We start from the raw sequence: 26604 nt of genomic DNA on the forward strand, positions 1-26604 counted from the left end.
TGGGGGTTAGGTTTGAGAGAAAGTCGCACACGGCGTTAACTATCAAAACAAATGACAAAGAATAAATGACAAATAACCAACACTCAACGATCAAAATTTACAAATCATGATGAACAATTTCTATTTTGCTCGACCTCTTTCCACATTTACCCTACCCGAAAATCCACTGCCTAATACTGTTCCTTTATCACCTATAAGTCTTCCTGAAACTAACTCTCCTTGGTATGCAGCACCAGTAATTGTCATGCCTTCCACTTCTCAATTTAGATTCTAAAAGTTATGCAAGGTAGGGATTGGCTACTTACTGGAGACGGTCAGTATCAAATTTGTAAATCTGTCAGAGCATGGGATTTATTGCGAGAAAATTATCGCCTCTATCGTTTTTTGACTGAGGTGGAAGATGTTCTCAATGGTGTTGAGGATGAATCTAGCCGTCTACCACAAATTAGGATGTTGGTGAGGCGCTTAATTGCCAATTCCTACTGGGTGAGAAGTCAACATTTAGAGCCTTGTCCCAAAACAGGAACTTCTGTACTTCTCTTATACGATGAATTGGGTTTTCCGTTAACTGTCCAAACAGTAACCTTTGCACCAGGGACAACTTCAAACATTCATAATCATGGCACTTGGGGAGTTGTCGCAGTGTTAAAAGGTCAAGAAAAAAACACTGTTTGGCGACGCACAGATAACTCAACAACTTCAGCTAAAATTGAACAAACAGGAGAAATAACTTTATCTCCAGGAGATATTGTGAGTTTCACTCCTGATGCAATTCACAGCGTGCAAGCAGTCGGTGATCAACCAACTGTGACTTTCAATATTTATGGGGAAACTGATCCAAAACAAAGATTTGAGTTTGATTTAGTCACCCATACAGCACGGAAGTTTTAGTAGAGGGGTGTAGGGGTGTAAGGGTAGAAAGGGTGTACTTCGACTGCGCTCAGTAAGCAGGGTGTAGGGGAAGATTATGTGAATCAGCATTTTTAACCACAAGAAAATCTCACAAACATAAACATCTTTCCCTTATACCCCTACCCCCTTACACCCCTACACCCTAATTGAGAGGGTTCTCTGCGTAAGTCCTAAACCATAAAGTGGATTAGGAGCAAGCACAATGGCAAGAGTAATTTTTTATGAAAAACCAGGCTGTAAAAATGGTACTAGACAAAAAGTGTTGTTAACTGCGGCTGGTCATGAAGTAATTTCATACAACTTATTAACCGAACCTTGGACGATTGAGCGTTTACGGTCATTTTTTGGTAATCGCCCTGTATCTGAATGGTTTAATCGGGCTGCGCCCAAGGTCAAATCAGGCGAGATTGTTCCCGACAATATCGACGCGGAAACCGCCTTGGTACAGATGTTGCGTGACCCGTTATTAATTCGTCGTCCTTTAATTCAAGTAGGCGATCGCCGCGAAGTTGGTTTTGAGGTCGAAAAACTTGACGCTTGGATTGGCTTAAAACCTGTTGATGAATCCTTCCAAGCTATGAGTGAAGACTTGATGAGTAAGGATTTGCAAGGCTGCGCCCACGGTGGTAATCACCACCATGAACACGGCCACGGTCATGGTAATTGTAAACATTAAATTAAGTAAAAAGTAAAAAGGTAAAAGGCAAAAGAAATTATCTTCTGCCTCTACTTTTTACTTTTTCCTTTTAACTTTTGCCTTCTTAACTAAGGCTCAAATCTTGAAACATTGCTGTGCTGAGGTAACGTTCACCAAAAGAAGGTTGAATCATCACAATCAAACGACCAGCATTTTCTGGTCGTTTTGCTACTTGTAATGCAGCACATAAAGCCGCACCTGAAGAAATCCCAGATAATAAGCCTTCTTCTTTAGCTAACCTGCGTCCGTACATCATGGCTTGGTCATCGCTAACTCGGATTACTTCATCCACCAATTCCAAGCGCAGGACATCGGGGACAAAGCCTGCGCCAATACCTTGTATTTTATGAGGGCCTGCTTCGCCACCGGAGAGGACAGGGCTGTTGCTGGGTTCAACTGCGATCGCTTGGAAACTCGGTTTACGTTGTTTCAATACTTCGGCAATTCCGGTAATTGTTCCGCCAGTCCCAACCCCAGCAATCACAATGTCTACTTCCCCGTCTGTATCTTCCCAAATTTCTTCGGCGGTGGTTTCGCGGTGAATTTTGGGGTTAGCGGGGTTGCGGAACTGTTGCAGCATATATGCGTTGGGTGTGTTCGCTACAATTTCCTCGGCTTTGCGAATTGCGCCCCGCATTCCTTCTGGGCCTGGTGTCAACTCTAGTTTTGCACCATAAGCACGCAGCATTGAGCGCCGTTCTTGGCTCATGGTTTCTGGCATAGTTAAAACTAAGCTGTAACCACGGGCGGCGGCGACCATTGCCAAGGCAATTCCTGTATTCCCAGAGGTAGGCTCAACTAAAATGGTTTTTCCTGGTGTAATTAACCCTTCCTCTTCGGCGTTATTAATCATACTTACGCCAATCCTGTCTTTCACAGAAGCGGCTGGGTTCATTCCTTCGAGTTTGGCAACTATCCGTGCCACTGCACCTTCAGCTTGGGGAATTTTATTTAGTTGAACTAAGGGAGTTCTACCGATTAGTTCTGTAACATCTTTAGCAATTCGCATAAATTAACTCCTAGACTTTTAATTTTAAAACAGCCTATTTACTTATAACTATCATTTTTCGGTAATTCCTGGGTTAAGCGATCGCCAAAACTATTTACTTTCAATAAAGCATAAATATGTAACACACATAAATAATTTTGGTTAATTTACATCTAAATTCGGATTTTTGATGACCATTAACTGAAAATAGCAGCATTTAAGTATTGCTCAACACTAAAGATCAGCTTGTTTGGAGGAACTTAATTAGTTGATTTGCGTCTAGAAAACATATAAAAACTCATTTCATATTTTTCAATACATTATCAATCAAATCAACAACGTATTGAACAGTTTGCTTAAATATCTAATTTTCCAGATATAAGGCTCTAAAATGTCAGTTATATACAGCGATGGTTTTAATTCATTAAACCTTGATATCTGATAATTAATTAATTGAAATTATGTCCAAAAACTGCTATTTGAAGCCTAAAATCTTCATCTTGAGTACAAAAAATCTTCATCAAAAATCATCTAAAAAAATCATTTTTATCTATAGCCAGTCTTACTTTAAAGCTGAGTGCAGAAATTCCAGCACCCCTACCAATCAACACTAGCCCCTCTGCCCGAAAATACTAGACCCTATACCCCTAACAATTTTTATAAAGCTTATACAGCAAGGGGTTGAGGTTTTGAGTACAAATTTAATCAATTTAATAAACTTAATCCACACCAACTAAACAGCCACCCCCAAAGGCAACTGATATAAAACATATAGGATTTACGCAGAGATTCCCCTCTACCCCCCGAAATTCCCTAGCTTGCTAGTGAACTAGGGGGGACTTCTTAACCAGACATTTTCGGATAAGACTGCGTTAAAAAGTTCTGAGTGCTGAGTGCTGAGTGCTGAGTAGTAATTCAGTATTTTCAAGAGCTTCAGCAACTATATAAAAATAGAAATTAAAAAAATTAGGTAATTATTCACTAGTTATTAAATCTACAAAATAGATACCTGACTTCTTTGAGAAGTCGGGTATCTAAAAACCTCTTATTTTACCAACCAACTATCTAAAACTCTCTTATCTAACCTCTAACCTGTCACCTCTAACCTGTCACCTATCACCTCTAGCCTATAACCTCTAACCCCTAGCCTCTACCCCAAGGATGAAAGTCAAAATTCTCAATGTTCTTACTGTTTGCCTAGTAACATTAATCGTAATTTCTCCAGCAATGGTAGTCCTGAGAGTAGTTTGGGAAAAGCATGGAGAGTTAGTTAAGGCACAGAATTTAACTTGTGAAGTTAATAAGATTAACGAAGTCAATCAAGCCTGGTATCCCCCGGTAACGGCTGGTATTAATAATTGCGATCGCTACATCGTGAACCAACCGATCACAACAGATTATATCTATAAACTTGCCATTATTCTCCAATGGTTTATCTTGCTAACCCCTGTATGTATTGGGTTAGGAATTCTTGTATACGACAGGTATCTAGCGCATCGCGCCGCCGTATTTCAAGAACAAGTAGAAATGTTAGAAAGACTTTGGCGACAAAGTATTGAACAATAATCAATTCACCTTACACAATTACAAAATATTATGACTGAAGAACGGCAAGCTCAATATTTTGATTTAATCGATCAATTACTACAATGTCCTAATGGCCAAGAGCCAGCAGTTTTAGAAGCAAACTTAGAACTTGTTGATGCTCACCTCATCGAAGCAATGGCAAAAGTAGCCACAATGTTTGCTCATGATGGTAATCAAGATGGCGCTAAATTTTTATTTCATGTAGCTCGTGAGCTTGCCAAACAATTAGGGTTATATCCTGATTTTAATAATTCCGAAGCTGCAAAATCTGAGTGAAGTGCCTAACAAGGAGTAATCATGCTACTGACGGCTACTGATGCTGGACATATAGCGTTAGAGTTTCTCTTAGCAGACTGGAATATTCGTGACGAATATCGAGAGTGGTTTACTATTATCAAATCTCGTTTAGTTGGTGAGAGTTGGTATATTGTCGAGTTGGGTGTTGAAGGTTTTCCTGATCGGTGGTTTATTCAAGTTTACGATACAGGAGAATGTGACCCTAGCTATACTTTTGTTTCTCCCATCAGTGGCAAAGAAGGATTTTCTGACTTTTGTGATTTACCAGAAATAATTGCTGAAGTATTAGTAGCAGAGAGAAAATCTCGATAATCAACTTGATTACTTCAAACATCTATTAGGACTCATATTTGATTTGGTAAAAAAATCAGTACACCCAAATCAGGCTTCTTTCCTACTCCCTACTCCCCATTCCCTACTCCCTGCGTATACAACTAGATTCAGCAATCAAACCGTATTTCTATATCAAAAGTTCTGATTTTCTATATCTCCGATTTCTTAAAGAAGTCGGGGATTTTAGATTTAAATCAATTAACCATATTTTACTTTCAAAAATAAAACTAATTTACCATATTTTCTATATATTATTTAACACTAAATGCAATATAAACTACACTTTATGTCATGCTTAGTTGACAAATATGTGTTATATTAAATAGCGTGATGAAAGCTACAGAAACATCAGCTAAAATGATTACTGAAGATATCATCGCTCAAGAATTCAAACGAATTGTCAGCGAGTATTATCCAAAGGTTGGAGAACTATTAGACGGGTGTCATGTGAAAGTCATCACCTGTTTTTGGGGAAGACCGCCTAGACGTTTGCAATACATAGGTATTTATTGCTCTGAAGAAATGTTGCCCCACATTAGAGAACAGCAAAAAATTCTCAGAGACATAGCCGATAATATGGGATTAGTCCAAGTAGTTTGTATGAATGCCAAACGCTTGATTCGAGACCCCAAATCGACGCTCAAAGATACCGATCCACGCCTATGGTTGGAGTTGCAAATGGTAGCAACCTAAGAATAGCAAACAATGAAAATTGGACTTTTCTGCAATTACGAAAATCATCACCAAAATTACCGCCGCGCGATTTTTGAGCAAGTTGCTTTAGTCAGACAAGCAGAAAGCTTAAACTTTGACGAAGCCTGGGTAAGTGAACACCATTTCAGTGAAGTCAATATCAGTTCTTCGATGCTGTTGTTGATGGCGCATTTAGCAGGTGTCACTTCCACAATTCGCTTAGGTACTGCGGCGGTTTTACTGCCATTTCACAACCCGATTCGGGTAGCGGAAGATATTGCGACTTTGGATAATTTGTGTAATGGCAGATTATTATTTGGAATTGCCAAAGGCGGGCCTTTTCCTCAGCAAAATAAACATTTTGCGATTTCAATGGGAGAATCTCGCGCCAGAATGTTAGAGGCTATGGCATTGATTCATAAGCTGTTATATGAAAAAGAAGTTTCATTTTATGGGCAGTATTATCAATGCGATCGCCTCACAGTATATCCTAAACCTTTGCAACAGCAAATCCCGGTATATATAGCCAGTGGTGATACTTCCAGCATCGAATTTGCCGCACAAAATTCCTTTAGCTTAATGGGAGGGCCACCCTTTGCGCTAGAGAGATTGAAAAAAACCGTCAACGAATACCGCAATATTAATTCCAGTGGTGCAGATAATTTTGTCTTAGCACGGTTCTTTTTTGTGGGGAAAACCAACGAAGCTGCGGTGAATGAAGCCATGCCTTTTATCCGCCAATTTAGCCAAAAAATGCAAGCTAATACGGCAGTAGTAATGCAGAATAGTTCCACCGGACATAAACCATTTGAACGGACAAATATTTGTTTTGACGAAGACTATTTGATTGAAAATTCAATCATTGGTGATGCGATTACTTGTCGAGACAAAATCAAAAAGTTTCAGGACGAATTGAATCTAGGTACATTAGCACTCAAACCCGCATCGTTTGATATGCAAAAAAACATCGACAGTTTGCAGTGCTACAACCAAGAGGTACGCAATTATGTCTAAATTAAACCAGCTTCCACCCGATGACTTACCACCAACTCAGGTCACAAAAGAGGATGGAATGCTGCACTCAGAGCTAGAGCAATCGATTGGCAGATGTTTTTATTATAGTTGCGATCGCATTACTCAAGCTTTACTCAATAACTGTCAGTGGTATCTTACTGATAAAAATGCAAAAATTATGTTAGTAATTGACTGCCCTGACATTGTATCTTACTGGCATATAGTCAGCAATATTCCCCAATTAGGTAATAGATTAGAACGATTTACAACTAATGCCAAAATCAGAGTCTATCCGCCCTTTGGTAAAGGTGGGCCGTTAGAAATTAGTGTCAATGAAATCTCTGCTTATCGAGATTGGTTGTAGAATCATCATTTACTCATCTCTAAACCCAGTTTCTTGGCAAAAACTGGGTTTTTACATTTTTTATCAACTTTGACCTTGCTTGAGCATTTCATATAATATCTATAAAACACTTTATTTGATGTTATGGTCAATAAAATTAATCTTGAGAATATCCACACTCTTACAGACTTTAAGCGCAATGCTAAAGACTACGTAGAACGTATAAAAGCCACAAAATTACCACTGGTGCTAACAGTAAACGGTAAAGCTGAGGTTGTAGTGCAGGAAGCACAAGCATTTCAGGAGATGATTGATCAACTCGAACAAATGGAAACAGAACTGAAAAAGTTCAAGCTAGAAGCTTTAAAGCGCGAAATTGCTATTGGAATCGAGCAATTAGAGAATGGCGAATATACAGAATATGATGAAGACTCCATTTCTACGTTGTTTGGAGAAATTGCTGCACGAGGAAGAAAAAAGTTAGCTGATAACAGCAAACTATGAGCCGCTTTAAGATTTCTCAACAGGCAATACAAGATATTGAAAATATTTGGAATTACATTGCCGAAAAAAATCCACAGGCGGCTGATAAACTTTTTGATAAGCTCAGAGAGAAATTTCCGAAGTTAGCTAAATTTCCGCAACTAGGAAAGCCGCGCTTTGATTTAGCTGCTTCTTTGCGATGCTTTCCGGTAGAAAACTACCTGATTTTTTATCGTTCTATGGAACAAGATATAGAAATTGTTCGTATTCTTCATGGAGCGCAGGATATAGAAAGCATTTTTCAAAACATAGAAGATACAGAAGACATCTGAAGTTATTGATTATCCCAGAAAAGAATTTTTGCTATGATTATAGTAATCATAAATAATTTATCAACATCTATCTCCCTTGTCTTCCGTGTCTACCTTGTCTCTCTGGAATATCGTATTCATATCTCAAATAATCATGCTATAGTATGTTGAGATAAAAACTACAATCGTTGTTGAGGAATCATAATAATCAATTCTGTACCCAGACCTGGAATTGACTTACAATCTATTTGACCTTGATGAGTTTCAACAATAATTTGATAGCTAATCGAAAGTCCTAAACCCGTCCCTTTACCCACTGGTTTAGTAGTAAAAAATGGGTTAAATATTTGTTCAGCGATTTTCTCATCAATTCCTATCCCATTGTCACTAACGCGGATTGCAATCCAGTTATCGACTAATTCTGTAGTAATTTTAATTGTAGGATTAAAAGTTAATATTGGTCGTGTACTTATCCCATTTGTGGGACAATAACTGTGCAGGAGATAATCTATTTTCTGTTCTAAAGCATCGATAGCATTACTAAGAATATTAATCAAGGCTTGGTTCAGCTTACCTGCATAACAAGCTACCCTTGGTAAATCGCCATATTCTTTAATAACGGTAATTTCTGGGTAATTGGGTCGGGATTTGAGGCGATTTTGCAGCAGCATTAAAGTACTATCAATACCTTCATGGATATTAACCCTTTTCACTTCTGCTTCATCTAAGCGGGAAAAATTACGTAAAGAACGTACAATTTCAATAATCCTCTGACTGCCAATTTCCATAGAATTTAGAACTTGTAAAAAGTCTTTCTTGATAAAGTCTAAATCCATGTTTTTGATTTTATTGGCTATTTTTAAATTTGGCTCTGGATAAGATTCTTGATAGAATTGTAGCAGTTCTAAAATATCATCAGCATATTGAGCTACATAATTAATGTTACCGTAAATAAAATTCACAGGATTATTAATTTCATGGGCAATCCCAGCTACTAAAATTCCTAAAGCCGACATCTTTTCAGATTCTACTAATTTGCTTTGCGTAGCACGTAATTTTTTTAAAGTTGCTTGCAAATCTCGGCTTTGCTGTTCTAAAGTTTTTTGTGATTCCCGCAATTCATCAATTACATTCAGAAATAAAGCCTCTTTCTTTTCATTAGTTTCTTCTAAAGCAATTCTTAAAGACTCAGAACGCTCTAGTTTTTTCTGGAGAATACGGTTAGCTTTTTCTAGTTCCTTAATTCTTTGCTCATGTTCTAATGGCATGATGATTTAATGCCTTCCTATTAAAAGAGTGACAAAAGTTTCATGATGTAGTCTGGTTTCACCGCCATCATTTAACGGCGAAATTTCACCATGAGTATAAAAACCACAACCTGGAATGGCTGCTGTCAAAAATTCTTGAGCTAGTTGATATTCTTCAATTACGCGTGTACCTAGTAATAGTCGCCGAGCCGCACAAGAAAAAAACAAAGCTGCATCTGGCTGCTTCCCTGGATAATTATTTAAAGCATTGGTGATTGAGGTTTTAGCTGCACCTAAAATATCATTACGACTAGCTTGTGCTATTTGGACAAAAGCATCTGCTGGTACTTCTCCCAGAAAAATAATACTGCCATTTTCGGGATGATAAATACTAGGCGCACGCATATAAAAGTCCTCGCTTTCTGACTCAAATACCGCTAAAGGATATTCCCCAGAAGGAGGTAGACCACCTAAATAATGATGATAAAACTCTAATGCGGGTTTGCCATTAATTTCATACAGAATATTTTTATCAACCTTGGTAACTTTGCCCTTTTTACCTATAGGATGCCAACCACTAGCAACTCCTTGAGAAAACAATAATTGACCAGAGAAAATCAATAAAGGTACAGCATCAGTGAGAACTTCGGTTTGGAAAAATTGATGGGTTTTTTGAAATTGCCATTGATCAGCAGTCAGTCCGCCAAAAATTGGAATATTTTTGCCCAAAGCTAGTTTTAATCCTTCAATAATCGCTACGCCATCAACTGTTAAACTTTCAGGAAAAGCCAAACAAAACTGAGAAACAGCCAAGTTTTTAATTTTGGATTTTGCCTGGTCTACAGCTTGTTGAGCAGCTAAAATAGGGTCTTGCGATAAGTTCTTCCCTAGGCCAGCATGAATTTCAATTTCATCACTACAAAAGAGCATTAATGCTAAAGAATCTTGCTGGAATTGTAATAATGAAGAAATTTCAGCATCACTAGTACCACCAATTAATTCAATTCCCGGAAAAGTTTGGACAATTGTTTGCAATATGAGTGCATAGTCAAAATCAATTGCCACAAATACAATCCCAGCTTGCGGAATTTTTCCGTTTAAATTAGCTTGACATTGTTCTATAACTTCAGTAATGGCAGCTAAAGAATCAGGGTCATTACTATGGCCAACTACTACATTCAACATATATATCTGGTCTGGGATTTTCTACCGTGGACTTATTATTCCCAAACCAAATGGATTTATTTAATAAACCCCTGAGACTGGAAGTCTGTGGTTATACAAACAAAGCTTGCACTTCGACAAGCTAAGTGATCACCTTCACAGGCTAATGACCTGCCAACACGCTTCAGGTAAGAATATTTAACCGTCGATACACGCCGATAAACGTCGATAAGTTAAGAATTTAATTAACCTATTGCGTTTATTTCTTATAAATCTAGCGTTAACTGAACCTGATTGAATTATGAGCTGCTTCATATCGATTTGGGATTACCGATAAATCACTTCGCTTATTTTTTGTCCGACAACTTCTGGATGAGCAACTTTTAATTTCATCTGTTCAGCACGCGCAGTTAAAAAAGGCTGACCTAAACTTATACTCGCAAAATGACTTTCCCCAGGGATTTCTAATTGTGAGCTAACTAAACCCAACAGTGCTTCACATTCCGCCAAAAATTTGAGTAAATCAACACCCTGAACACTAAAGGAGGAACCAGTCAACCGTTGTCGCCAAGCGAAACTTTGCTGAGTATAATTCAGAGTACACAAATTGCGATCGCTCTGACGTACCATCACTCGCTGATCGTCTTCCCAAATAAAATCTGCCAACTCTTTTGGTAGTCCCCAAATTTCTCGACCGCCAGCCACAGAATCAGCATTATCTACATAAATGTGCGAAATCCAAGCACCAATTTGATTTTGATAACTCACTACAGCCGGAGCAACAATTAACTCACTGTACTCCAGCACTGAACCTTGCCCATATTGGGATAAATAGACACAACCAAGAGTTTTACCCGGCCAGACAGAGAAAATTTGAAATTCAGCCGGAATCAGCGAGCGTACTTGATTAATATTTACCAAATGTAGAGAAGCGATCGCTTTCCCTAAAAGTATCCAAGGCGTTGCAGGATATGACATATAACAATTTTGGATTTGAGATTTTGGATTTTGGATTGGAAATTGCTGATGTATAAAAATAGAAACAAGGTTTTGAAACCTATCACCTGGTAGAGTCACATAAAAAAATCCCCACCCAGGCGAATGCGTGGATGGGAATACCGAGTAGGGAATTTCTCATAATTCCCTACTATATTGGGAGAATTATTTGCTTTCAGTGAAATCTGCATCAATTACATCATCACCACCACCGGAAGAACTAGAAGTACCACCATCTTGAGGTTCAGCACCAGGCGCAGCACCACCAGCTTGTTGATAGATATTGCTACCAACTGCGAACAGTGCTTGTTGCAATTCTGGCATCAGCTTGGTGATTTGCTCATCATCTTCTTTCGCAACAGCTTCCCGCAGGTCTCTCACCAAACCTTCAACCTTGGCTTTATCAGCAGCAGGAACTTTATCACCTAATTCTTGCAGTTGCTTTTCAGCTTGGTATGCTAAAGAGTCAGCTTGGTTCTTGCGGTCAATTTTCTCACGACGGTCTTTGTCAGCAGAAGCGTTTTGTTCTGCTTCGCGCACCATCCGGTCAACGTCAGACTTATCTAAGGTAGAAGCACCAGTAATGCTGATGGACTGTTCTTTACCAGTACCTTTGTCCTTAGCGGTAACGTTGAGGATACCGTTAGCGTCAATATCGAATACAACTTCGATTTGAGGTACACCACGGGGTGCGGGAGGAATACCATCAAGGCGGAAAGTTCCCAAACTCTTGTTGTCGTTAGCAAATTCCCGTTCACCTTGGAGGACGTGAATTTCTACGTTGGTTTGACCATCAACAGCAGTAGAGAATACTTCTGATTTCTTGGTAGGAATTGTGGTGTTGCGGGGAATAATCTTGGTCATTACACCACCCAAGGTTTCTACACCCAAGGACAATGGTGTTACGTCTAACAACAAGATACCTGTAACTTCACCACCCAATACACCTCCTTGAATCGCAGCACCAACAGCTACCACTTCATCAGGGTTAACGCTTTGGTTAGGGTCTTTACCCAAAGCTCGTTTTACCAATTCTTGGACTGCGGGGATACGGGTAGAACCACCAACGAGGACAACTTCATCGATGTCATTTTTGCTTAACTTAGCATCGCGGAGCGCATTCTCTACAGGAATACGGCAACGGTCAATCAAGTCAGCACAAAGTTCTTCAAACTTAGCGCGAGTCAGCGTCGTATCCAGGTGCTTTGGCCCGTCCTGGGTAGCGGTGATGAACGGTAAGTTAATTTCCGCTTGAGTCACGCTGGAAAGTTCAATTTTGGCTTTTTCAGCAGCTTCAGTTAAACGTTGCAGTGCTTGTCTGTCTTTGCGGAGGTCAATACCTTCGTCTTTGCGGAACTGTTCTGCTAAGAAATCCACAATTTTCTTATCGAAGTCGTCACCACCAAGGTGAGTATCACCAGAGGTTGCTAATACTTCAAATACACCGTCGCCGACTTCTAGGACGGATACGTCGAATGTACCACCACCCAAGTCAAATACCAGGATAGTTTCGTTGCTCTTCTTATCAAAGCCGTAAGCCAAAGAAGCGGCGGTAGGTTCGTTAATAATCCGCAGTACTTCAATACCAGCGATTTTACCAGCGTCTTTGGTAGCTTGGCGTTGAGAGTCGTTGAAGTAAGCAGGAACAGTGATTACAGCTTGGGTAACAGTTTCACCCAGATATTTGCTTGCGTCTTCAACGAGTTTACGCAGAACTTTCGCGGAAATTTCTTCGGGAGCGAATTGTTTACCAGCGCCGGGAGAGTCTAGCTTGACGTTACCGCCACTGCTCAACACTTTATAAGAAACTTCTGTAGCTTCGTTAGTAACTTCGTCAAAGCGGCGACCAATGAACCGCTTAACTGAGTAAAAAGTGTTTTCGGGGTTCATCACCGCTTGGCGCTTGGCAATTTGTCCTACCAAGGTGTCGCCATTTTTCGCAAATGCTACTACTGATGGTGTTGTGCGAAAACCTTCTGCGTTAGCAATAACCGTGGGTTTACCACCTTCCATCACTGCCACGCAGGAGTTAGTTGTTCCTAAGTCAATTCCAACTACTTTTGCCATGTTAGGTGCTGGCTCCGTATAACTACAAATGAATGAATGGGAATATAAGGACTAAATCTTGAACCAACTGATTTTATGAAAGCAGTTACTTCAGCATTGATGACCTTTAGCTCGATTGTGTTGGGGTTATAGCCCCAATTTCTGCTGATATATATACTGAGCTTGTATAGCCAGTCCATGAAGGGTGGTTTCCCGAACCTGCTTTGGGACGGTTAATTTTAAAGTTTTGTCTAGTTGGTTCATGGATTAATTTGCTTTCACTTCGTCTAATTTATGAGAATTAATACATTGAGTAATTAGGGTGAACCGTAATCACCATGTGGTGTTTGCCGTCTTTAAACAACATTAACTCCAGAGATACAGAGAATTAGTGAGCTATAAAAGGATTCCTGGGCTAATAAATTCAGTCAAAATGCGGATACTTATAGGAGTTACCTAAGAAAATAAAATCAAAGGTTGGAAAAAGAGTGTAAGTGTTCAAAAAACTTATACGCTCACCCCTTTAAACCCTTACACCCAGTTGAAACAGACAAATTTGGTGCTGAATTTTTAACTTAGGTAAGGGTAGATTTTGTAGGGTTTATGTATTAAAAATGTAATTAAAAAATGTTAGTTATGCGTCGTGCCTCTGGATGTTTATTTGGGCTTGCCTGTGGTGATGCTTTGGGTGCTGCTACAGAATTTTTAAGTGTGGAAGAAATTCGTCGTCGCTTTCCGCCAAATGGGCCGCAAGAAATTGTGGGTAATCCTGTACGCGTCACCGATGACACACAAATGACATTGGCAGTGGCACAAGCTTTAGTTGAGGTTGATGCTGCAAACTTGAGTTTAGCTAATTTGGAACCTGTTCTTAGACGTACTTTTGTGGAGTGGTTACACAGTCCCGACAATAATCGCGCTCCGGGAATGACTTGCTTACAGGCTTGTGAATATTTGGAAGCAGGTTTACCTTGGCAGCAAGCAACTAGGCCAAATTCTAAAGGCTGTGGTGCGAATATGCGTGTTGTGCCTGTAGGTTTATTACCCACAGATGATACAGTCCGCGCGGCGGTGGCTCAATTTCAAGCCGCATTAACGCATGGTCATCCAACTGCCTTGGCAGCTTCTGATTTAACCGCAGCAGCAATTACTTATCTTGTCAAGGGCGGTGAACCGCAAGAATGTTCTGCTTATCTTCGCAACTATGCCTTAAGTCAGCGTTCAGTTTATCATGCTGATTGGCTGGGGAATTTATGGCAGCGTCCAGGGATAAATACACCAACAGAATTTATTAGTCGTGGTTGGGATGAGTGTTTAGCAGTGCTTGACCGTCTGGATGCAGCATTAGTCAACCCCAAGCGCGATATTGACCCCTGTTTGGCTATAGGCGAAGGCTGGGTAGCTGAGGAAGCTTTTGCTACAGGTTTATTATGCTTTTTGTTTTTTCCAGAAGCACCGTTAGCCGCAGTACGACGTGCTGCACTCACCGCAGGCGACTCTGACTCAATTGCTTGTTTAGCAGGCGCTTTTGCTGGAGCATATTTAGGAATGGCTGCATGGCCTGAAGATTGGGTCATTCGGATTGAATACCGTGACCAATTGGCGGCTTTGGGTGAATTCTGGGATTAACTTGGAAATCTGTGTCCTGGTGAACCCTGAGCGCAGTCGTTCGCGCAGCGTCTCCGACAGGAGAAGGGTTCAATCCCTGAATATGGCGATTTTCTCGTACCTCCTTGATACTGCGATCGCTATCAAGCAATCATCAGTGCTAAATTGTTACTTAATTGGTTAATAGGTATATGTAAAACTGTTTAAGTAGTTTGTGCGTCGCTCATTTTAAATCAAGGCAATGGATACAAAACGCAAAGTCAACGTTTGGTGGAAATACGTTGTTCTATTGATGCTGATTTTGGCATTTAGACCAACTACCTATTTTATTCGTCAGGCTTTGCGGGGAGATCCAATCGATATTAATTATTTTTGGACAGAACTTTCTCCCTTTGGACTACTCAAACAAGGTCTGTATAACGGTAATGGTGGTGCTGATTGGAAAATCGGCCGACCGCAAGTTAGCATTTGGAATGCCGAACAGTTGCGTTCTGAGCCAGAGTTAAGAAAGTTTGCTTTAGAATTAGTCAATCGCGATCGCACTTTAAATAAGTTAAAACCTTTAACGGCAGATTCTTTACTGTCACTCGCCGCACAATTCCACGCCCAAGATATGCTAGAGCGGCAGTATTTTAATCATATTTCTTTAGATGGGAAAAATCCCCGCGATCGCTACATTCAAGTTGGCGGTAATCGACGTGTGGCAGTGGGCGAAAATATTATCAAAGATAGTGTGCAAGGCTTAGGTTTCACTTACGGTAAAGTCGAAGATTTTCAACGCGGTTGGATGTACAGCAATAGTCACCGCCAAAATCTCCTGCGACGTGAATATAAAAAATTTGGCTATGGTATAGCTGTTGGCAAAAATGGCCAAATTTATGCAGTCCAAATGTTTAGCGATTAAAATCTCCCACAACTTATCCAAATCGATAGTTTTTTTGAGAATATCTGATTTTTTCTCCTGTACTTAGCCACAAGACAAAATTTCATGCTTCATACTTCACACTTCACACTTTTCCCTGTGGCAATATTGGAATCAGACTGCGTTGCATTTAGCTAGGCAAACAAAAATGTTGGGAAACACACTTGTGGGAAGATACCAAATTATTAGCTATTTGGGAGGTGGAGGATTTGGTGAAACTTTTGTAGCTTGTGATACTCAACTTCCTGGTTCACCACAATGTGTTGTCAAACAACTCAAACCCCAAGTTAGCAATGCAGCCACCTTAGAGATAGCTAGGCGGTTATTTGATACAGAAGCGCAAGTTCTGTATAAACTAGGCATATACGATCGCATTCCTCAACTGTTAGCTTATTTTGAAGAAAATGCCGAATTCTATCTTGTTCAAGAATTTATCCCCGGTCATGATTTAAGTAAAGAGTTAGTTGCCGGAAAAACTCTGAGTCAAGACCAAGTTATCTTACTCTTACAAGAAATACTCGAAATCTTAGAATTTGTTCATCAACAAAATGTCATTCATCGTGATATCAATCCCCGGAATTTACTCCGCCGGGACGCTGATAGCAAATTGATTTTAATTGATTTTGGGGCTGTCAAACAAATTACGACCCAAGTAGTAACGCCCGAAGGACAAACAAAGGCTACCGTTGCTATTGGTACTCCTGGTTATCTCCCTAGCGAACAAGCCCAAGGTACACCAAAATTTAGCAGTGATATCTATGCTGTGGGTGTAATTGCTATTCAAGCTTTGACGGGAATACCTGCTGAAGAGTTAGAAAAAGATGCTGAAACGAATGAAATTATCTGGGAAAACAAAGTGCAGGTTTCGCCAGATTTGGCGCGATTTTTAAATAAAATGGTTTGTTATGATTTTCGGCAACGTTATGCTTCAGCAACAATAGCATTAGCAGCTTTAAAAAATCTTATTCAGCCGGAAAAGCAAACCATCAATATATCTCCAGGAATTTTACAAAAAAATCTCAACCTGAAAAAGCATAGTAAAAATTTATTGATCAAGTTATTGTGGGCGATTTTTCTTTTAACTATCACTGGGATAGCTGCTTTATTTGTGGTTAATAGAATTAATGCTAACAATGCTGTAGAATTATCCAAACAAGGAAATACACTATTTGAATTGCAACGCTATCAAGATGCTTTATCTGCCTATAAACAAGCAGTAGAAATTAGACCGGATTATGCTCAAGGCTGGAATGGACAGGGTAAGACATTATTTAAATTAAAACAATATGATGCTGCTTTGGCGGCTTATGAAAAAGCAATTCAAATTCAGCCAGATTATCTAGATGCTTGGAGTGGTAGAGGTTTTACCTTACAAAAATTACAACGATTTCCTGAAGCGATCGCAGCTTTTGATAAAGCTTTACAACTCCATGATGATTACCCAGAAATTTGGAATGCGAAGGGTGAAGTATTTAGCGAATTAAAGCAATACGATAACGCAATTAAAGCTTACGATAAAGCCATAGATTTAAAATCTGATTATGTCGAAGCTTGGTATAGTAAAGGCTTGGCATGGCAAAATTTAAAAAATTACGAGGAAGCGATCGCAGCGTACGACAAAGCCTTAGAAATTAAATCTGATTATTACCAAGCATGGTATAATCGTGGCAATGCTTTGGTAAATTTAAACCGCTACGAAGACGCTTTTACAGCTTATGATAAAGCAGTACAATATCAGCCTAGTTATTATCCAGCTTGGTTATCTAGAGGTAATGTTCTGATTACCTTACGCCGCTATGCAGAAGCCGTCGAATCATTTAATCAAGTCATTAAAAATGACTCAGATAATTACCAAGCATGGTATAATCTTGGGTGGTCGAAACATCAATTACAACGCTATCAAGAAGCGATCGCAGCTTATAATAAAGCCGCCAGTATTAAACGCAACGATGATCAATTGTGGTATAGTTTGGGCAATTCTCAATACAATTTGCAGCAATATCCAGAAGCGATCGCAGCTTATAATCGAGCATTACGCTACAATCCCAAACATTACGAAAGTTGGTACAGCCGAGGCAATGCCTTACTCAATTTAAACCGCTATCCAGAAGCGATCGCATCTTATAATCAAGCTATTAAATATAAACCAGATTATCAAGAAGCGATCGCTGCACGTAATCAAGCCGAGAATCAACTACACAAAGATAAATCAAAACCCATTATCGTTCCTACGATACCTAATGCAAATTAAAAATATAGCGTTTATCAAGTGATGTCGGTTTGCGTTCCTCCACCCAACCTTGATCAAAATAGTGTTCACCAGACACAAAATTATTCCTGTGCGTCGGCTGTTTGCAAAAGTTTGACAATATCTTGATAGCCGTTAAATTCTGCCAGCATCAAAGCTGTATAACCACCACGATTTTTTAAATTGGGGTTTGCACCAGCTTGGAGTAATATCTGCACAGTTTTAGTGTAGCCTCCAGAGGCAGCCCACATTAATGCTGTGGCTCCGGCTATGTCTTGAAAATTGACATTTGCGCCTTTGGCTACTAACAGTTGAATGATTTCTATGTCATTGCGTTTAGCAGCTTTGAGTAATGCTGTCTGGCTATCATTCCCTAAAGTATTGGGATTAGCGCCATAGTCTAATAATACTTTGACTGTTTTGGTGTGTCCCAAGGATATGGCGGCCATTAAAGGAATTTCTAATTCTCCATAGGAGTTTGCACCAGAACGCAGCAAGGCTTCGAGAATTTGGCTGTGTCCTTGCAATACAGAGACTAATATGGGTGTGTCGCCTAAGTTATTTCTCAGTTGGACATTTGCACCGCGACTGAGTAAAACTTGCACTACCTCAAAATGTCCTTCCACAACGGCAATATGTAATGCTGTTTCACCGTCTTTGTCTTGCAGATTCACTTGGGCATCTTTTTCTAGTAAAGCAGAAGCGATCGCACTATTACCAGCCGCCGCCGCCGCTAATAATGCTGTACCACCATCGCTGTTTTGTAAGTTAACATCTGCGCCAGCCGCTAACAATGCTTGGACAATTCCTAAATTTCCCACATCCGCCGCAATCATCAACAGTGTTTCGCCATCTTCATCTTGAATATTTACATCTGCATCATTTTGTGATGCGAGTTGCACAACCGCGAGGTGTCCTTGTTTGACTGCCAATTTCAAAGCAGTGTCATCATCTTTATCAGCAATATTTACCTTCGCGCCAGCAGCGAGTAATATTTGGACTATTTCTATATAACCTTTGAGTGCAGCTGCCATTAAGGCGGTGCTGCCATCTTCGTTGATAGCATTAACATCAGCACCTCTAGATATTAAAAGCTGCACAATATCTGTTTGTTTATTACTTGCAGCCAACATCAACGCTGTTAAACCATAGCGTTTTCTGGGTAAGTTGATATTTGCCCCGGCATCTAAAAGCGATCGCACAATTTCGGTGTAGCCTAAATTAGCAGCATACATTAATGCCGTCGTCCCATCGCGATCGCACGCATCTATATTGACACCAGCCGCTAAAATCTCACTCAGCCGCTTGATATCTCCACTTTTCGCAGCCTTCAGCAGCAAGACATCGTTGTTTTCCGTCATGAATCAAATCCTGCCCAGGCGGTTTTATCATCTATAGTTTGAAATTCTTTAAGTACTTTTGCAATAGGCTGGTATTGAGAATCTACATCTACCCCATATCCCGCCTGAGAATAAATTCTCAGTCTCATAGCACAAGTCCGTTGAAACGGACTGAAATACTGTCCTAGTCAGATAAATCTGACTTTAGCTATTGGCGAAGAAATTTATTTCTTCGCGGGATAATGTACCCAGTCCATCACGCCTAATTAATTACAAATTACGAACTCCGAATTACGAATTACCCTTAGACTTGTGCTAATTTTTATTAAGATTTAAGAATTGAGCGAGAACACAATGAGTCTGGAACTGTCTCCCGTGGTGAAATACTGGCTTAACTTTTTCCACCCGCTAATCATGTGGGTACTTTTGGCGCTTTCACTTTATGCTGCTTATTTGGGATTGCAAGTACAGCGTACCAGAAACGCTCAAGGTGAAGAAAAGAAAGAACTGATTAAAGGCAAATTTAACATCAAACACTACCAAATGGGGTCTATCATCTTAGCTTTGATGGTAGCTGGTGCAGTTGGTGGGATGGCTGTTACCTATATTAACAACGGCAAGTTATTTGTCGGGCCGCACTTACTGGCGGGGCTAGGAATGACTAGTTTAGTAGCGTTTTCTGCTTCCCTCTCTCCTTTTATGCAAAAAGGCGCAAATTGGGCAAGAATCACGCATATATTGTTAAATTTTGCGATTTTAGGTCTATTTACTTGGCAGGCTATTACTGGCGTGCAGATTGTACAAAGAATTTTGAGTAATGCTTAGTTAACAGTCAAATGAATTATGAAGTCTAAAATTATTTTTTCAGACTTCATAATTCATACTTCAGACTTTAGTTGATTCAACGCTTCTTTTTAGAATTAGCAGGAAAAGGTATGCCCAAAGACTGATGAAAGTCTTCTTGAACTTTGCGGGTTAAGCGGCGAGAGACTTGCCGAACAATTTGATTTAGTAAGCGATCGCCTGTAGATTGGATGAGAGACTGGGGCAATCGTTGGATAAATCTGGGAAAGTGAAGATAAACCTTTAAATCTAAATCCCATTCAACCCGCGTCACCGTACTGGAAATCGCCGTATCATCATTGGGATACTCTTTTAATTGCATTGATGCTCGATAATCTACATCGTAACCAGGTGCTTGATAGTCAGGAATGGGGATCGTCCGAATGCGATATATTCCTTCTTCTGGTGGTAAAAGTTCTAAACCAACTTTCGGCTCCACTTCATAACCAAAAGAGCCAAAACGACCAATAATCAAAGCATAGCCGTTTTCTCCTAGTGGTTGTACCTTCATTGGTTCAGCACAACGTACAAACCACGACGAATGAGCATTGAGATATTCCGCAACTTGATCTACTGGAGCATACATCTCCATGTAATCGCTGTAGCAACCACAAAATCGGGTTTGATGGTCAAAATTTGTATCTGAAACTACATGATCAGTTTCTACTAAGTTGGCTTCTACAGGTAAAACAGTTTCTTTTATATCTAAGGACTGATATTCGCCGTTTGTTGAAAGCATCAAGCATTCCCCTCTGAGATGGCGTTTGGCTAGGTTTATGATTCCCAGGTGACTTGGGTGATTTCGTAGGCAAAATTCTATTTTGGCTGAAACTTTAACATTCTGTCATAAACTTTATGAAATTACTAAAATACGGATAAATCACATACTAGTTTTTTAAGGTATTGTTTTTATGAAAGCTTTTGTTGCTGGGGCTACAGGTGAAACAGGTCGTCGCATTGTCCAAGAGTTAGTAGCGCGTAACATTCCTGTGCGGGCGTTTGTAAGGGATATCCAGACAGCTAAAGCAATTTTGCCTCCTGATGTGGAGTTGGTTGCTGGTGATGTATCGCAAGCAGATAGTCTCGCGGCTGCTTTAGGAGATAGTACTGTATTGCTGTGTGCGACTGGCGCAAAACCAAGTTTTGATCCAACTGGGCCATATAAAGTAGATTTTGAAGGTACAAAAAATTTAGTAGATGCTGCTAAAGCCAAGGGAATTGAACATTTTGTTTTAGTTTCTTCCTTGTGTACATCTCTGCTATTCCATCCTTTAAATTTGTTCTGGTTGATTTTAGTTTGGAAAAAGCAAGCTGAGGAATACATTCAAAAAAGTGGTCTTACCTATACAATTGTGCGACCTGGCGGTTTAAAAAACGAAGATAATACTGATGCCATCGTGATGCAGAGCGCAGATACATTATTCGATGGTAGTATTCCGCGCCAAAAAGTTGCCCAAGTTTCGGTTGCAGCACTCTTTGAACCAGCCGCCCGCAATAAGATTGTAGAGATTATTGCTAAACCAGATGGGAGTGTGAAAACACTTGGAGAGTTGTTTCAGCAATGCTGAAATAGAAGTAATGAGTTATGAGTCCAGTAGGGTGTGTTAGGCGTAAGCCGTAACGCACCGAGAACTTTGCGGTAGATTTTTTCATAATTTTGTGTAATCCCTATTTACTCATCACTCATTACTCACTACTTATTACTCATCACTCATTACTCAGCCGTCCGACTTTTAACCCGACTTTAGCCGACTGACAAAATAAAGTGCGATCGCTTAGGCTATTGGGCGTAGAGTTGAAAACATACAAATATGGTTCATACTACCAGCCCATTAGCAGCAGATTTGGCAGGCAAAAGCTATACTGTGCCTAACTATTGGCAAATACAGCAGCGTCTTTGTTCACTGATAGATAACTATGTAGCGGACGAACAGCTACAGGAACGCCTAGAAGATTTACCCAGACAATTTACTCATCCCCAACCGCGTCCTTGGAAGCCAATTGACTGGCAAGCTATTAACCATAGTCAAATTATTGGGATCAAACCAGAAGTATTTTTATCCATTTTGATAGGTGCAATGGATACAGAAGCACCAATTCGCGGTTATACCCAAACCAGTCGCCAATATTTAGATAAATTACATCCCCAAATGGGGCGGTTTGTGGGTGGAACAGTCAATGAAACTGGTGAACTGCAAGAAATTGGCTTGTGGGAAAAAGAAGAACGCCAACATACACCCGCATTAATCAAGGTTTACACCCAATTAACAGGTGAAAAAATCATCCCCAAGCACCGCACCGTTAGAGGCTATATCCCTACAGATGATCCGCACGAAGATTTATATCGCCACGGCTTACACCGCGTCGCTACAGAATATGGTGCAACTTGTCTTTACTTGTGGTTGATGGCGCACACAACAGGCGCACTCCAAGATGTGCTGGAAGAACTCGCCAAGGATGAAATCAACCACATGACTAAATTTTGGGGCTTCGGAGTCTGGACTTTTCCCGATACAGGATTCATCCGCATCAGCACAACCCTCATCAAAACCCGTTCGCAAAGCTACGAACGCAATAACTTGATGCGTACTCTACGCCGGATGATGAATACACTCAACTGGAACGCCTGGACACCCACCAATAAAGCCACCCTACTCTTCACCTTCTCCTATACGATGCACCGTCTCTGGAAGTGGCACAACAGCCTGACTCCAGAGTATTTACAAAACATATTGGCATCTTGAAACTCTCCTTTTATTTAGCAAAACCATCATGAACTCCCTACCTTTAGACCTCAACCCCGAAAAAATTCCCCAACACATCGCTGTAATTATGGATGGGAATGGTAGATGGGCGACTAGTCGCGGACTACCGCGCATCGCTGGACATCGCCAAGGTGCAATAACTCTCAAACAACTATTACGCTGTTGTAAAGATTGGGGAATCAAAGTTCTCACAGCCTACGCATTCTCTACAGAAAATTGGCAACGTCCCATTGAAGAAGTAGATTTTCTGATGCTTTTATTTGAACGCTTTCTCCGCAGCGAGTTAGCCCAGATGCAGCAAGAAGGGGTGAGAATTTCTTTTATTGGTGATTTATCAGTTTTACCTTTATCTCTGCAAGCCGAAATGCAACGTTCAATGACAGAAACATTGAATAACCAAGTTATTCACTTTAATGTGGCAGTGAATTATGGTAGTCGTCACGAAATTACTCAAGCCTGTCACCACATAGCCCAATTGGTGCAACAAGGTGAAATCAGCCTAGACGCAATTAATGAAAACCTTGTAGAACAATATCTTTACACCGCAGCTACACCAGCACCAGATTTACTAATTCGGACTAGTGCAGAAATGCGGTTGAGTAATTTTTTGTTGTGGCAAATGGCCTATACAGAAATGTACTTTACTGATGTTCTCTGGCCTGATTTTGACCGCGAAGCATTTCATCAAGCTTTGTTAAGTTACCAAAAACGCGATCGCCGTTTCGGTCAAATTAAAACTGTCTGTTCAGCTTAACATCAAAGTATGTTCACAAAGCAATTTCCGCTTGCATCACAGTGGGGTCGCTGGTGGGTTGCAGATGAAAGCCTAATTTTTCACAAACTCGCTGCATTCCGTAATTATCAGATAGGATATTGGCTGTAACTCGACCGATGTGTTCTTGACGACCAACTTGCAGTAAGCGCCTAACAAGTTCTGTACCTAAACCTTGACACTGATAGCGATCGCTCACAATCATCGCAAATTCCGCCGCATCTGTACCGTGCAGTTTACTCAATCGCCCAACTGCTAAAATTTGCCGCATTCCGGTTTCGGGGTCTTGATGTTCTGCTACCAGTGCCATTTCCCGGTCATAATCAATAAAGCAAATCCGGGTGAGGCGTTCGTGAGTGATGCGTTTACTCAATTTAATCAGATGAAAGTACCGAAAATAAACGCTTTCTTCGGAAAGGGTTTGGTGAAACTGTACCATTAACGGCTCATCTTCTGGACGAATGGGACGGATGGTAACTGACATCCCATTTTTCGTTGTCCAGTTGTCGATGTATTGGGTGGGATAGGGACGAATGGCTAATTTGGGTAGTTGTTCTTCTGTAATATCTGGTGGTTGGAGGAGAACACGGCCATCTAAAGCGATTAATAAAGGGAGTGGGGAGTGGGGAGTAGGGAGTAGGGGAGAATTATTTCCATTTCTTGCCATTGGCGAAGCCAGCAAGGGGTTGATGTCAATTTCTTTAATCCAAGGTTGTTCTACTACCAGTTGGCTAAATGCAACCATCAATTGTTCTAGGGCTGCCATATCTACACTTTGCCTTCCCCGCACGCCTTTGAGGGCTTTGTAAATTTTGGTGTGTTCCATCATCCGGCGGGCTAAAGTTGTGTTTAGGGGAGGTAGGGCGATCGCTCGATCCTGAAATACTTCTACTAGCTGTCCCCCTGCACCAAACAACAACACTGGCCCGAATTGGGGATCAAGGCTACTACCAATAATCAATTCGTAACCATCGGTTTTCACCATTGGCTGTACTGTTACGCCTAAAAAAAGTGCTGAGTGCTGAGTGCTGAGTGCTGAGTAGTGGGGGTCTTTGGCTATTTTTTCTTCAACGGAGGATTTGATGGTGCGATAGGCTTGTCTAACTGCTTCTGCATCCCGCAGATTTAACTGGACACCGCCGACATCGGTTTTATGGGTAATTACATGAGAATACAGTTTGACAACTACGGGATAACCAATACTTTCAGCACATTTCACCGCCTCATCTTCACTTGTCGCTACGCAGGTTTCAACAACAGGAATGCCGTAAGCTGCTAATATTTGCTTTGATTCAAACTCGGTGAGAATGGTTCGCCCATCTTGACGCGCAGAGGCGATAATATTTGCAACTAAGTTGCGGTCTGGTATCCCTGATTGGGGATCAACTGTGGGTAAAACGGGAGTTTCATAGATACCCCGCAGGTTATAGCTAGATTGCCACATATAACTAAATATGCGGGTTGCTGTATCTGGATAGCGATAAGTCGGAATAGATTGACGGTTTAAAATTGTTTCGCCGGCGGTGACTTCTGCACCACCCATCCAACTGGCGAGAATTGGTTTACCAGGAATTTGGGCGTAGGGTTTCAATTGTTCAGCAGTTTGGGTAGGGTCGGTCATGGCTTGGGGTGTGAGAATAACCAACAAGCCGTCACTATTAGGATCTGTGGCTGCTATTTCTAAAGCTTGGGTATAACGTTGGGGGTCAGCATCCCCCAAAATATCAATCGGGTTGTTATGACTCCAATGAGTGGGGAGTATTTTATCAAAAGCTGCGATCGCATCTGGTGAAATTGTCGCTAATTCCCCACCGGCTTCAATCAAAGCATCGGTCGCCAAAACTCCTGGCCCGCCTGCATTCGTTAAAATGGTCAACCTTGGCCCCTTGGGACGCGGTTGTTTTGCCAACACTTCCGCCACATCGAATAAGTCAGAAATACTATTCACCCGCAACACCCCACAGCGCCGGAAAGCTGCATCTAACACCGCATCACTCCCAGCTAAAGCTCCTGTATGAGATGCTGCGGCTTTGGCGGCTGCTTCTGTGCGTCCCGCTTTAATCACAATAATCGGTTTGGTGAGGGCAACTTCTCGCGCCGCAGAAATAAAAGACCGCGCATCCCCAATAGATTCCATGTAAATCACAATACTTTTGGTGCGGGGGTCATCACCGAGATAGTAAATCAAGTCACCCCAGCCCACATCCAACATCGAACCGATGGACACGAAGGCACTAAAACCGACGTTTTCTTGAAAACTCCAATCTAGAATCGCCGTACACAGCGCCCCACTTTGACTAATAAAGCCAACATTGCCGGGACGCGCCATTGCACTGGCAAAGGTAGCATTTAACCCACTCAGGGGACTCATTACGCCTAAGCAGTTCGGGCCGATGATGCGAATGTTACCGCGACGAGCTTGGGCGAGAATTTGCTGTTCTAAAGCGATACCAGCCGCACCAGCTTCTTTAAAACCAGCAGAAATGACGATCGCACTTTTTACCCCAGCAGCAACACATTCAGCAATAATCCCCGGAACTGTTGGTGCTGGTGTAGCAATGACCGCTAAATCTATAGTTTCGGGGATATCGGCAATTTTCGGATAGGCTTTGATTCCCAATACACTATGGCGTTTGGGATTGACGGGAAACACAGTCCCACCAAAGGGATTTGTAATTAAATTCCACAAGAGAGTGCGTCCCACACTCCCTGGTGTTTCACTAGCACCAATCACCGCTACAGTTTTGGGTGCAAAGATAGCATCAAGAGGATTAAGCTTCTCTGCCTGCAAGATATCAAAGGCGCGATCGCTTGTGGGCTTGAGAGATTTCTGCATTAATCCTCCTTGAGAGTGCTGAGTGCTGAGTTGTAAGTGCTGAGTTGAGGTCAAAGATAGTTAAGTTGGGAGTGGGGAGTAGGGAGTGGTGAGTGGGAATAGTATTTCTGAAAGCAGCTTGGCATCAGTATTAGACATTTTGCTTTCAGTCTATGCTTG

At 41.0% G+C, this 26604-nt stretch carries 26 protein-coding genes; 18 read left to right on the top strand and 8 right to left on the bottom strand.

Annotated features, from left to right (window positions below):
* The first annotated feature begins 106 nt into the window (after window positions 1–106).
* The 3 genes from H6G79_RS00100 to H6G79_RS00110 all read left to right on the top strand — a co-directional run bounded on the left by H6G79_RS00100 (window position 107) and on the right by H6G79_RS00110 (window position 1588).
* Window positions 107–274 carry a hypothetical protein gene (locus tag H6G79_RS00100; RefSeq protein ID WP_190587826.1) on the top strand — a complete coding sequence of 56 codons (168 nt, stop codon included), beginning with the start codon at window positions 107–109 and terminating at the stop codon, window positions 272–274.
* A 5-nt stretch (window positions 275–279) separates the two neighbouring features.
* A complete protein-coding gene (locus tag H6G79_RS00105) occupies window positions 280–891 on the top strand; it encodes a cupin (protein ID WP_190587827.1) in 612 nt (203 codons plus the stop codon).
* 223 nt (window positions 892–1114) lie between these two features.
* Window positions 1115–1588: an ArsC/Spx/MgsR family protein gene (locus tag H6G79_RS00110; protein ID WP_190587828.1), complete on the top strand. Its 474-nt coding sequence runs from the start codon at window positions 1115–1117 to the stop codon at window positions 1586–1588.
* An 85-nt stretch (window positions 1589–1673) separates the two neighbouring features.
* Here the strand turns inward: H6G79_RS00110 and cysK are convergent, their stop codons facing one another.
* Window positions 1674–2618, bottom strand: a complete 945-nt coding sequence (gene cysK, locus H6G79_RS00115) for a cysteine synthase A (protein ID WP_190587829.1) — start codon at window positions 2616–2618, stop codon at window positions 1674–1676.
* 1140 nt (window positions 2619–3758) lie between these two features.
* Between cysK and H6G79_RS00120 the strand changes: the two genes are divergently transcribed.
* The 8 genes from H6G79_RS00120 to H6G79_RS00155 all read left to right on the top strand — a co-directional run bounded on the left by H6G79_RS00120 (window position 3759) and on the right by H6G79_RS00155 (window position 7679).
* A complete protein-coding gene (locus tag H6G79_RS00120; RefSeq protein ID WP_190587830.1) occupies window positions 3759–4163 on the top strand; it encodes a hypothetical protein in 405 nt (134 codons plus the stop codon).
* A gap of 30 nt (window positions 4164–4193) precedes the next feature.
* A complete protein-coding gene (locus H6G79_RS00125) occupies window positions 4194–4460 on the top strand; it encodes a hypothetical protein (protein WP_190587831.1) in 267 nt (88 codons plus the stop codon).
* A gap of 21 nt (window positions 4461–4481) precedes the next feature.
* Complete coding sequence (locus H6G79_RS00130; RefSeq protein ID WP_190587832.1) at window positions 4482–4793, top strand: hypothetical protein; 312 nt, start codon at window positions 4482–4484, stop codon at window positions 4791–4793.
* A 351-nt stretch (window positions 4794–5144) separates the two neighbouring features.
* Window positions 5145–5507, top strand: coding sequence for a hypothetical protein (locus H6G79_RS00135; RefSeq protein WP_190587833.1), 363 nt, complete (start codon window positions 5145–5147; stop codon window positions 5505–5507).
* A gap of 12 nt (window positions 5508–5519) precedes the next feature.
* Entirely contained in the window at window positions 5520–6521 is a 1002-nt protein-coding gene (locus H6G79_RS00140; RefSeq protein WP_190587834.1) for an LLM class flavin-dependent oxidoreductase, read from the top strand.
* On the top strand, window positions 6514–6885 hold the full coding sequence (locus H6G79_RS00145; protein WP_190587835.1) for a hypothetical protein: 372 nt from the start codon (window positions 6514–6516) through the stop codon (window positions 6883–6885). Before H6G79_RS00140 ends, H6G79_RS00145 begins: the two co-directional genes overlap by 8 nt.
* A 123-nt stretch (window positions 6886–7008) precedes the next feature.
* On the top strand, window positions 7009–7368 hold the full coding sequence (locus tag H6G79_RS00150; protein ID WP_190587836.1) for a type II toxin-antitoxin system prevent-host-death family antitoxin: 360 nt from the start codon (window positions 7009–7011) through the stop codon (window positions 7366–7368).
* Complete coding sequence (locus H6G79_RS00155; protein WP_190587837.1) at window positions 7365–7679, top strand: type II toxin-antitoxin system RelE/ParE family toxin; 315 nt, start codon at window positions 7365–7367, stop codon at window positions 7677–7679. The genes H6G79_RS00150 and H6G79_RS00155 overlap by 4 nt, the downstream gene beginning before the upstream one ends.
* Before the next feature lie 158 nt (window positions 7680–7837).
* Here H6G79_RS00155 and H6G79_RS00160 read toward each other — a convergent pair whose 3' ends face one another.
* The 4 genes from H6G79_RS00160 to dnaK form a co-directional block, all read right to left on the bottom strand.
* Entirely contained in the window at window positions 7838–8926 is a 1089-nt protein-coding gene (locus tag H6G79_RS00160; RefSeq protein WP_190587838.1) for a sensor histidine kinase, read from the bottom strand.
* A gap of 6 nt (window positions 8927–8932) precedes the next feature.
* On the bottom strand, window positions 8933–10090 hold the full coding sequence (locus tag H6G79_RS00165; RefSeq protein ID WP_190587839.1) for an FIST signal transduction protein: 1158 nt from the start codon (window positions 10088–10090) through the stop codon (window positions 8933–8935).
* A gap of 306 nt (window positions 10091–10396) precedes the next feature.
* Window positions 10397–11047 carry an acetoacetate decarboxylase family protein gene (locus H6G79_RS00170; protein ID WP_190587840.1) on the bottom strand — a complete coding sequence of 217 codons (651 nt, stop codon included), beginning with the start codon at window positions 11045–11047 and terminating at the stop codon, window positions 10397–10399.
* Window positions 11048–11230: 183 nt separating this feature from the next.
* Window positions 11231–13132, bottom strand: coding sequence for a molecular chaperone DnaK (gene dnaK, locus H6G79_RS00175; protein ID WP_190587841.1), 1902 nt, complete (start codon window positions 13130–13132; stop codon window positions 11231–11233).
* Window positions 13133–13738: 606 nt separating this feature from the next.
* Between dnaK and H6G79_RS00180 the strand changes: the two genes are divergently transcribed.
* From H6G79_RS00180 to H6G79_RS00190, 3 genes are all read left to right on the top strand, one after another.
* Window positions 13739–14740 (top strand): ADP-ribosylglycohydrolase family protein, encoded by a 1002-nt coding sequence (locus tag H6G79_RS00180; protein WP_242048155.1) that lies wholly within the window; start codon window positions 13739–13741, stop codon window positions 14738–14740.
* A gap of 220 nt (window positions 14741–14960) precedes the next feature.
* On the top strand, window positions 14961–15623 hold the full coding sequence (locus H6G79_RS00185) for a CAP domain-containing protein (RefSeq protein ID WP_190587842.1): 663 nt from the start codon (window positions 14961–14963) through the stop codon (window positions 15621–15623).
* 166 nt (window positions 15624–15789) lie between these two features.
* Window positions 15790–17892 (top strand): serine/threonine-protein kinase, encoded by a 2103-nt coding sequence (locus H6G79_RS00190; RefSeq protein WP_190587843.1) that lies wholly within the window; start codon window positions 15790–15792, stop codon window positions 17890–17892.
* A gap of 80 nt (window positions 17893–17972) precedes the next feature.
* On the opposite strand, the gene H6G79_RS00195 is transcribed toward H6G79_RS00190, so the two are convergent.
* On the bottom strand, window positions 17973–19250 hold the full coding sequence (locus tag H6G79_RS00195; protein ID WP_190587844.1) for an ankyrin repeat domain-containing protein: 1278 nt from the start codon (window positions 19248–19250) through the stop codon (window positions 17973–17975).
* A 333-nt stretch (window positions 19251–19583) separates the two neighbouring features.
* Between H6G79_RS00195 and H6G79_RS00200 the strand changes: the two genes are divergently transcribed.
* Window positions 19584–20054 (top strand): DUF4079 domain-containing protein, encoded by a 471-nt coding sequence (locus H6G79_RS00200; RefSeq protein ID WP_190587845.1) that lies wholly within the window; start codon window positions 19584–19586, stop codon window positions 20052–20054.
* Window positions 20055–20130: 76 nt separating this feature from the next.
* Here H6G79_RS00200 and H6G79_RS00205 read toward each other — a convergent pair whose 3' ends face one another.
* Window positions 20131–20811 (bottom strand): DUF1997 domain-containing protein, encoded by a 681-nt coding sequence (locus tag H6G79_RS00205; RefSeq protein ID WP_190587846.1) that lies wholly within the window; start codon window positions 20809–20811, stop codon window positions 20131–20133.
* Between the two features lie 172 nt (window positions 20812–20983).
* Between H6G79_RS00205 and H6G79_RS00210 the strand changes: the two genes are divergently transcribed.
* The 3 genes from H6G79_RS00210 (at window position 20984) to H6G79_RS00220 (ending at window position 23591) form a co-directional block, all read left to right on the top strand.
* On the top strand, window positions 20984–21640 hold the full coding sequence (locus tag H6G79_RS00210) for an NAD(P)H-binding protein (RefSeq protein WP_190587847.1): 657 nt from the start codon (window positions 20984–20986) through the stop codon (window positions 21638–21640).
* Between the two features lie 243 nt (window positions 21641–21883).
* Window positions 21884–22816, top strand: a complete 933-nt coding sequence (locus H6G79_RS00215; protein WP_190587848.1) for a ferritin-like domain-containing protein — start codon at window positions 21884–21886, stop codon at window positions 22814–22816.
* A gap of 28 nt (window positions 22817–22844) precedes the next feature.
* Entirely contained in the window at window positions 22845–23591 is a 747-nt protein-coding gene (locus H6G79_RS00220; protein WP_190587849.1) for an isoprenyl transferase, read from the top strand.
* 13 nt (window positions 23592–23604) lie between these two features.
* Here the strand turns inward: H6G79_RS00220 and H6G79_RS00225 are convergent, their stop codons facing one another.
* A complete protein-coding gene (locus H6G79_RS00225; protein ID WP_190588302.1) occupies window positions 23605–26445 on the bottom strand; it encodes a bifunctional acetate--CoA ligase family protein/GNAT family N-acetyltransferase in 2841 nt (946 codons plus the stop codon).
* Window positions 26446–26604: the final 159 nt, after the last annotated feature.

Source organism: Anabaena sp. FACHB-83 (assembly GCF_014697485.1).
In the GTDB taxonomy this organism is placed as follows: Bacteria; Cyanobacteriota; Cyanobacteriia; order Cyanobacteriales; family Nostocaceae; genus Nostoc_B.

Coding starts and splice junctions, on each gene's coding strand:
- H6G79_RS00190 (WP_190587843.1), top strand. CDS start 15,790: ATGTTGGGAAACACACTTGTGGGAAGATACCAAATTATTAGCTATTTG.
- H6G79_RS00110 (WP_190587828.1), top strand. CDS start 1,115: ATGGCAAGAGTAATTTTTTATGAAAAACCAGGCTGTAAAAATGGTACT.
- H6G79_RS00135 (WP_190587833.1), top strand. CDS start 5,145: ATGAAAGCTACAGAAACATCAGCTAAAATGATTACTGAAGATATCATC.
- H6G79_RS00120 (WP_190587830.1), top strand. CDS start 3,759: ATGAAAGTCAAAATTCTCAATGTTCTTACTGTTTGCCTAGTAACATTA.
- H6G79_RS00210 (WP_190587847.1), top strand. CDS start 20,984: ATGAAAGCTTTTGTTGCTGGGGCTACAGGTGAAACAGGTCGTCGCATT.
- H6G79_RS00220 (WP_190587849.1), top strand. CDS start 22,845: ATGAACTCCCTACCTTTAGACCTCAACCCCGAAAAAATTCCCCAACAC.
- H6G79_RS00155 (WP_190587837.1), top strand. CDS start 7,365: ATGAGCCGCTTTAAGATTTCTCAACAGGCAATACAAGATATTGAAAAT.
- H6G79_RS00160 (WP_190587838.1), bottom strand. CDS start 8,926: ATGCCATTAGAACATGAGCAAAGAATTAAGGAACTAGAAAAAGCTAAC.
- H6G79_RS00100 (WP_190587826.1), top strand. CDS start 107: ATGATGAACAATTTCTATTTTGCTCGACCTCTTTCCACATTTACCCTA.
- cysK (WP_190587829.1), bottom strand. CDS start 2,618: ATGCGAATTGCTAAAGATGTTACAGAACTAATCGGTAGAACTCCCTTA.
- H6G79_RS00130 (WP_190587832.1), top strand. CDS start 4,482: ATGCTACTGACGGCTACTGATGCTGGACATATAGCGTTAGAGTTTCTC.
- H6G79_RS00140 (WP_190587834.1), top strand. CDS start 5,520: ATGAAAATTGGACTTTTCTGCAATTACGAAAATCATCACCAAAATTAC.
- H6G79_RS00145 (WP_190587835.1), top strand. CDS start 6,514: ATGTCTAAATTAAACCAGCTTCCACCCGATGACTTACCACCAACTCAG.
- H6G79_RS00200 (WP_190587845.1), top strand. CDS start 19,584: ATGAGTCTGGAACTGTCTCCCGTGGTGAAATACTGGCTTAACTTTTTC.
- H6G79_RS00150 (WP_190587836.1), top strand. CDS start 7,009: ATGGTCAATAAAATTAATCTTGAGAATATCCACACTCTTACAGACTTT.
- H6G79_RS00215 (WP_190587848.1), top strand. CDS start 21,884: ATGGTTCATACTACCAGCCCATTAGCAGCAGATTTGGCAGGCAAAAGC.
- H6G79_RS00105 (WP_190587827.1), top strand. CDS start 280: ATGCAAGGTAGGGATTGGCTACTTACTGGAGACGGTCAGTATCAAATT.
- H6G79_RS00205 (WP_190587846.1), bottom strand. CDS start 20,811: ATGCTTTCAACAAACGGCGAATATCAGTCCTTAGATATAAAAGAAACT.
- H6G79_RS00225 (WP_190588302.1), bottom strand. CDS start 26,445: ATGCAGAAATCTCTCAAGCCCACAAGCGATCGCGCCTTTGATATCTTG.
- H6G79_RS00185 (WP_190587842.1), top strand. CDS start 14,961: ATGGATACAAAACGCAAAGTCAACGTTTGGTGGAAATACGTTGTTCTA.
- H6G79_RS00180 (WP_242048155.1), top strand. CDS start 13,739: ATGTTAGTTATGCGTCGTGCCTCTGGATGTTTATTTGGGCTTGCCTGT.
- H6G79_RS00170 (WP_190587840.1), bottom strand. CDS start 11,047: ATGTCATATCCTGCAACGCCTTGGATACTTTTAGGGAAAGCGATCGCT.
- H6G79_RS00125 (WP_190587831.1), top strand. CDS start 4,194: ATGACTGAAGAACGGCAAGCTCAATATTTTGATTTAATCGATCAATTA.
- H6G79_RS00195 (WP_190587844.1), bottom strand. CDS start 19,250: ATGACGGAAAACAACGATGTCTTGCTGCTGAAGGCTGCGAAAAGTGGA.
- dnaK (WP_190587841.1), bottom strand. CDS start 13,132: ATGGCAAAAGTAGTTGGAATTGACTTAGGAACAACTAACTCCTGCGTG.
- H6G79_RS00165 (WP_190587839.1), bottom strand. CDS start 10,090: ATGTTGAATGTAGTAGTTGGCCATAGTAATGACCCTGATTCTTTAGCT.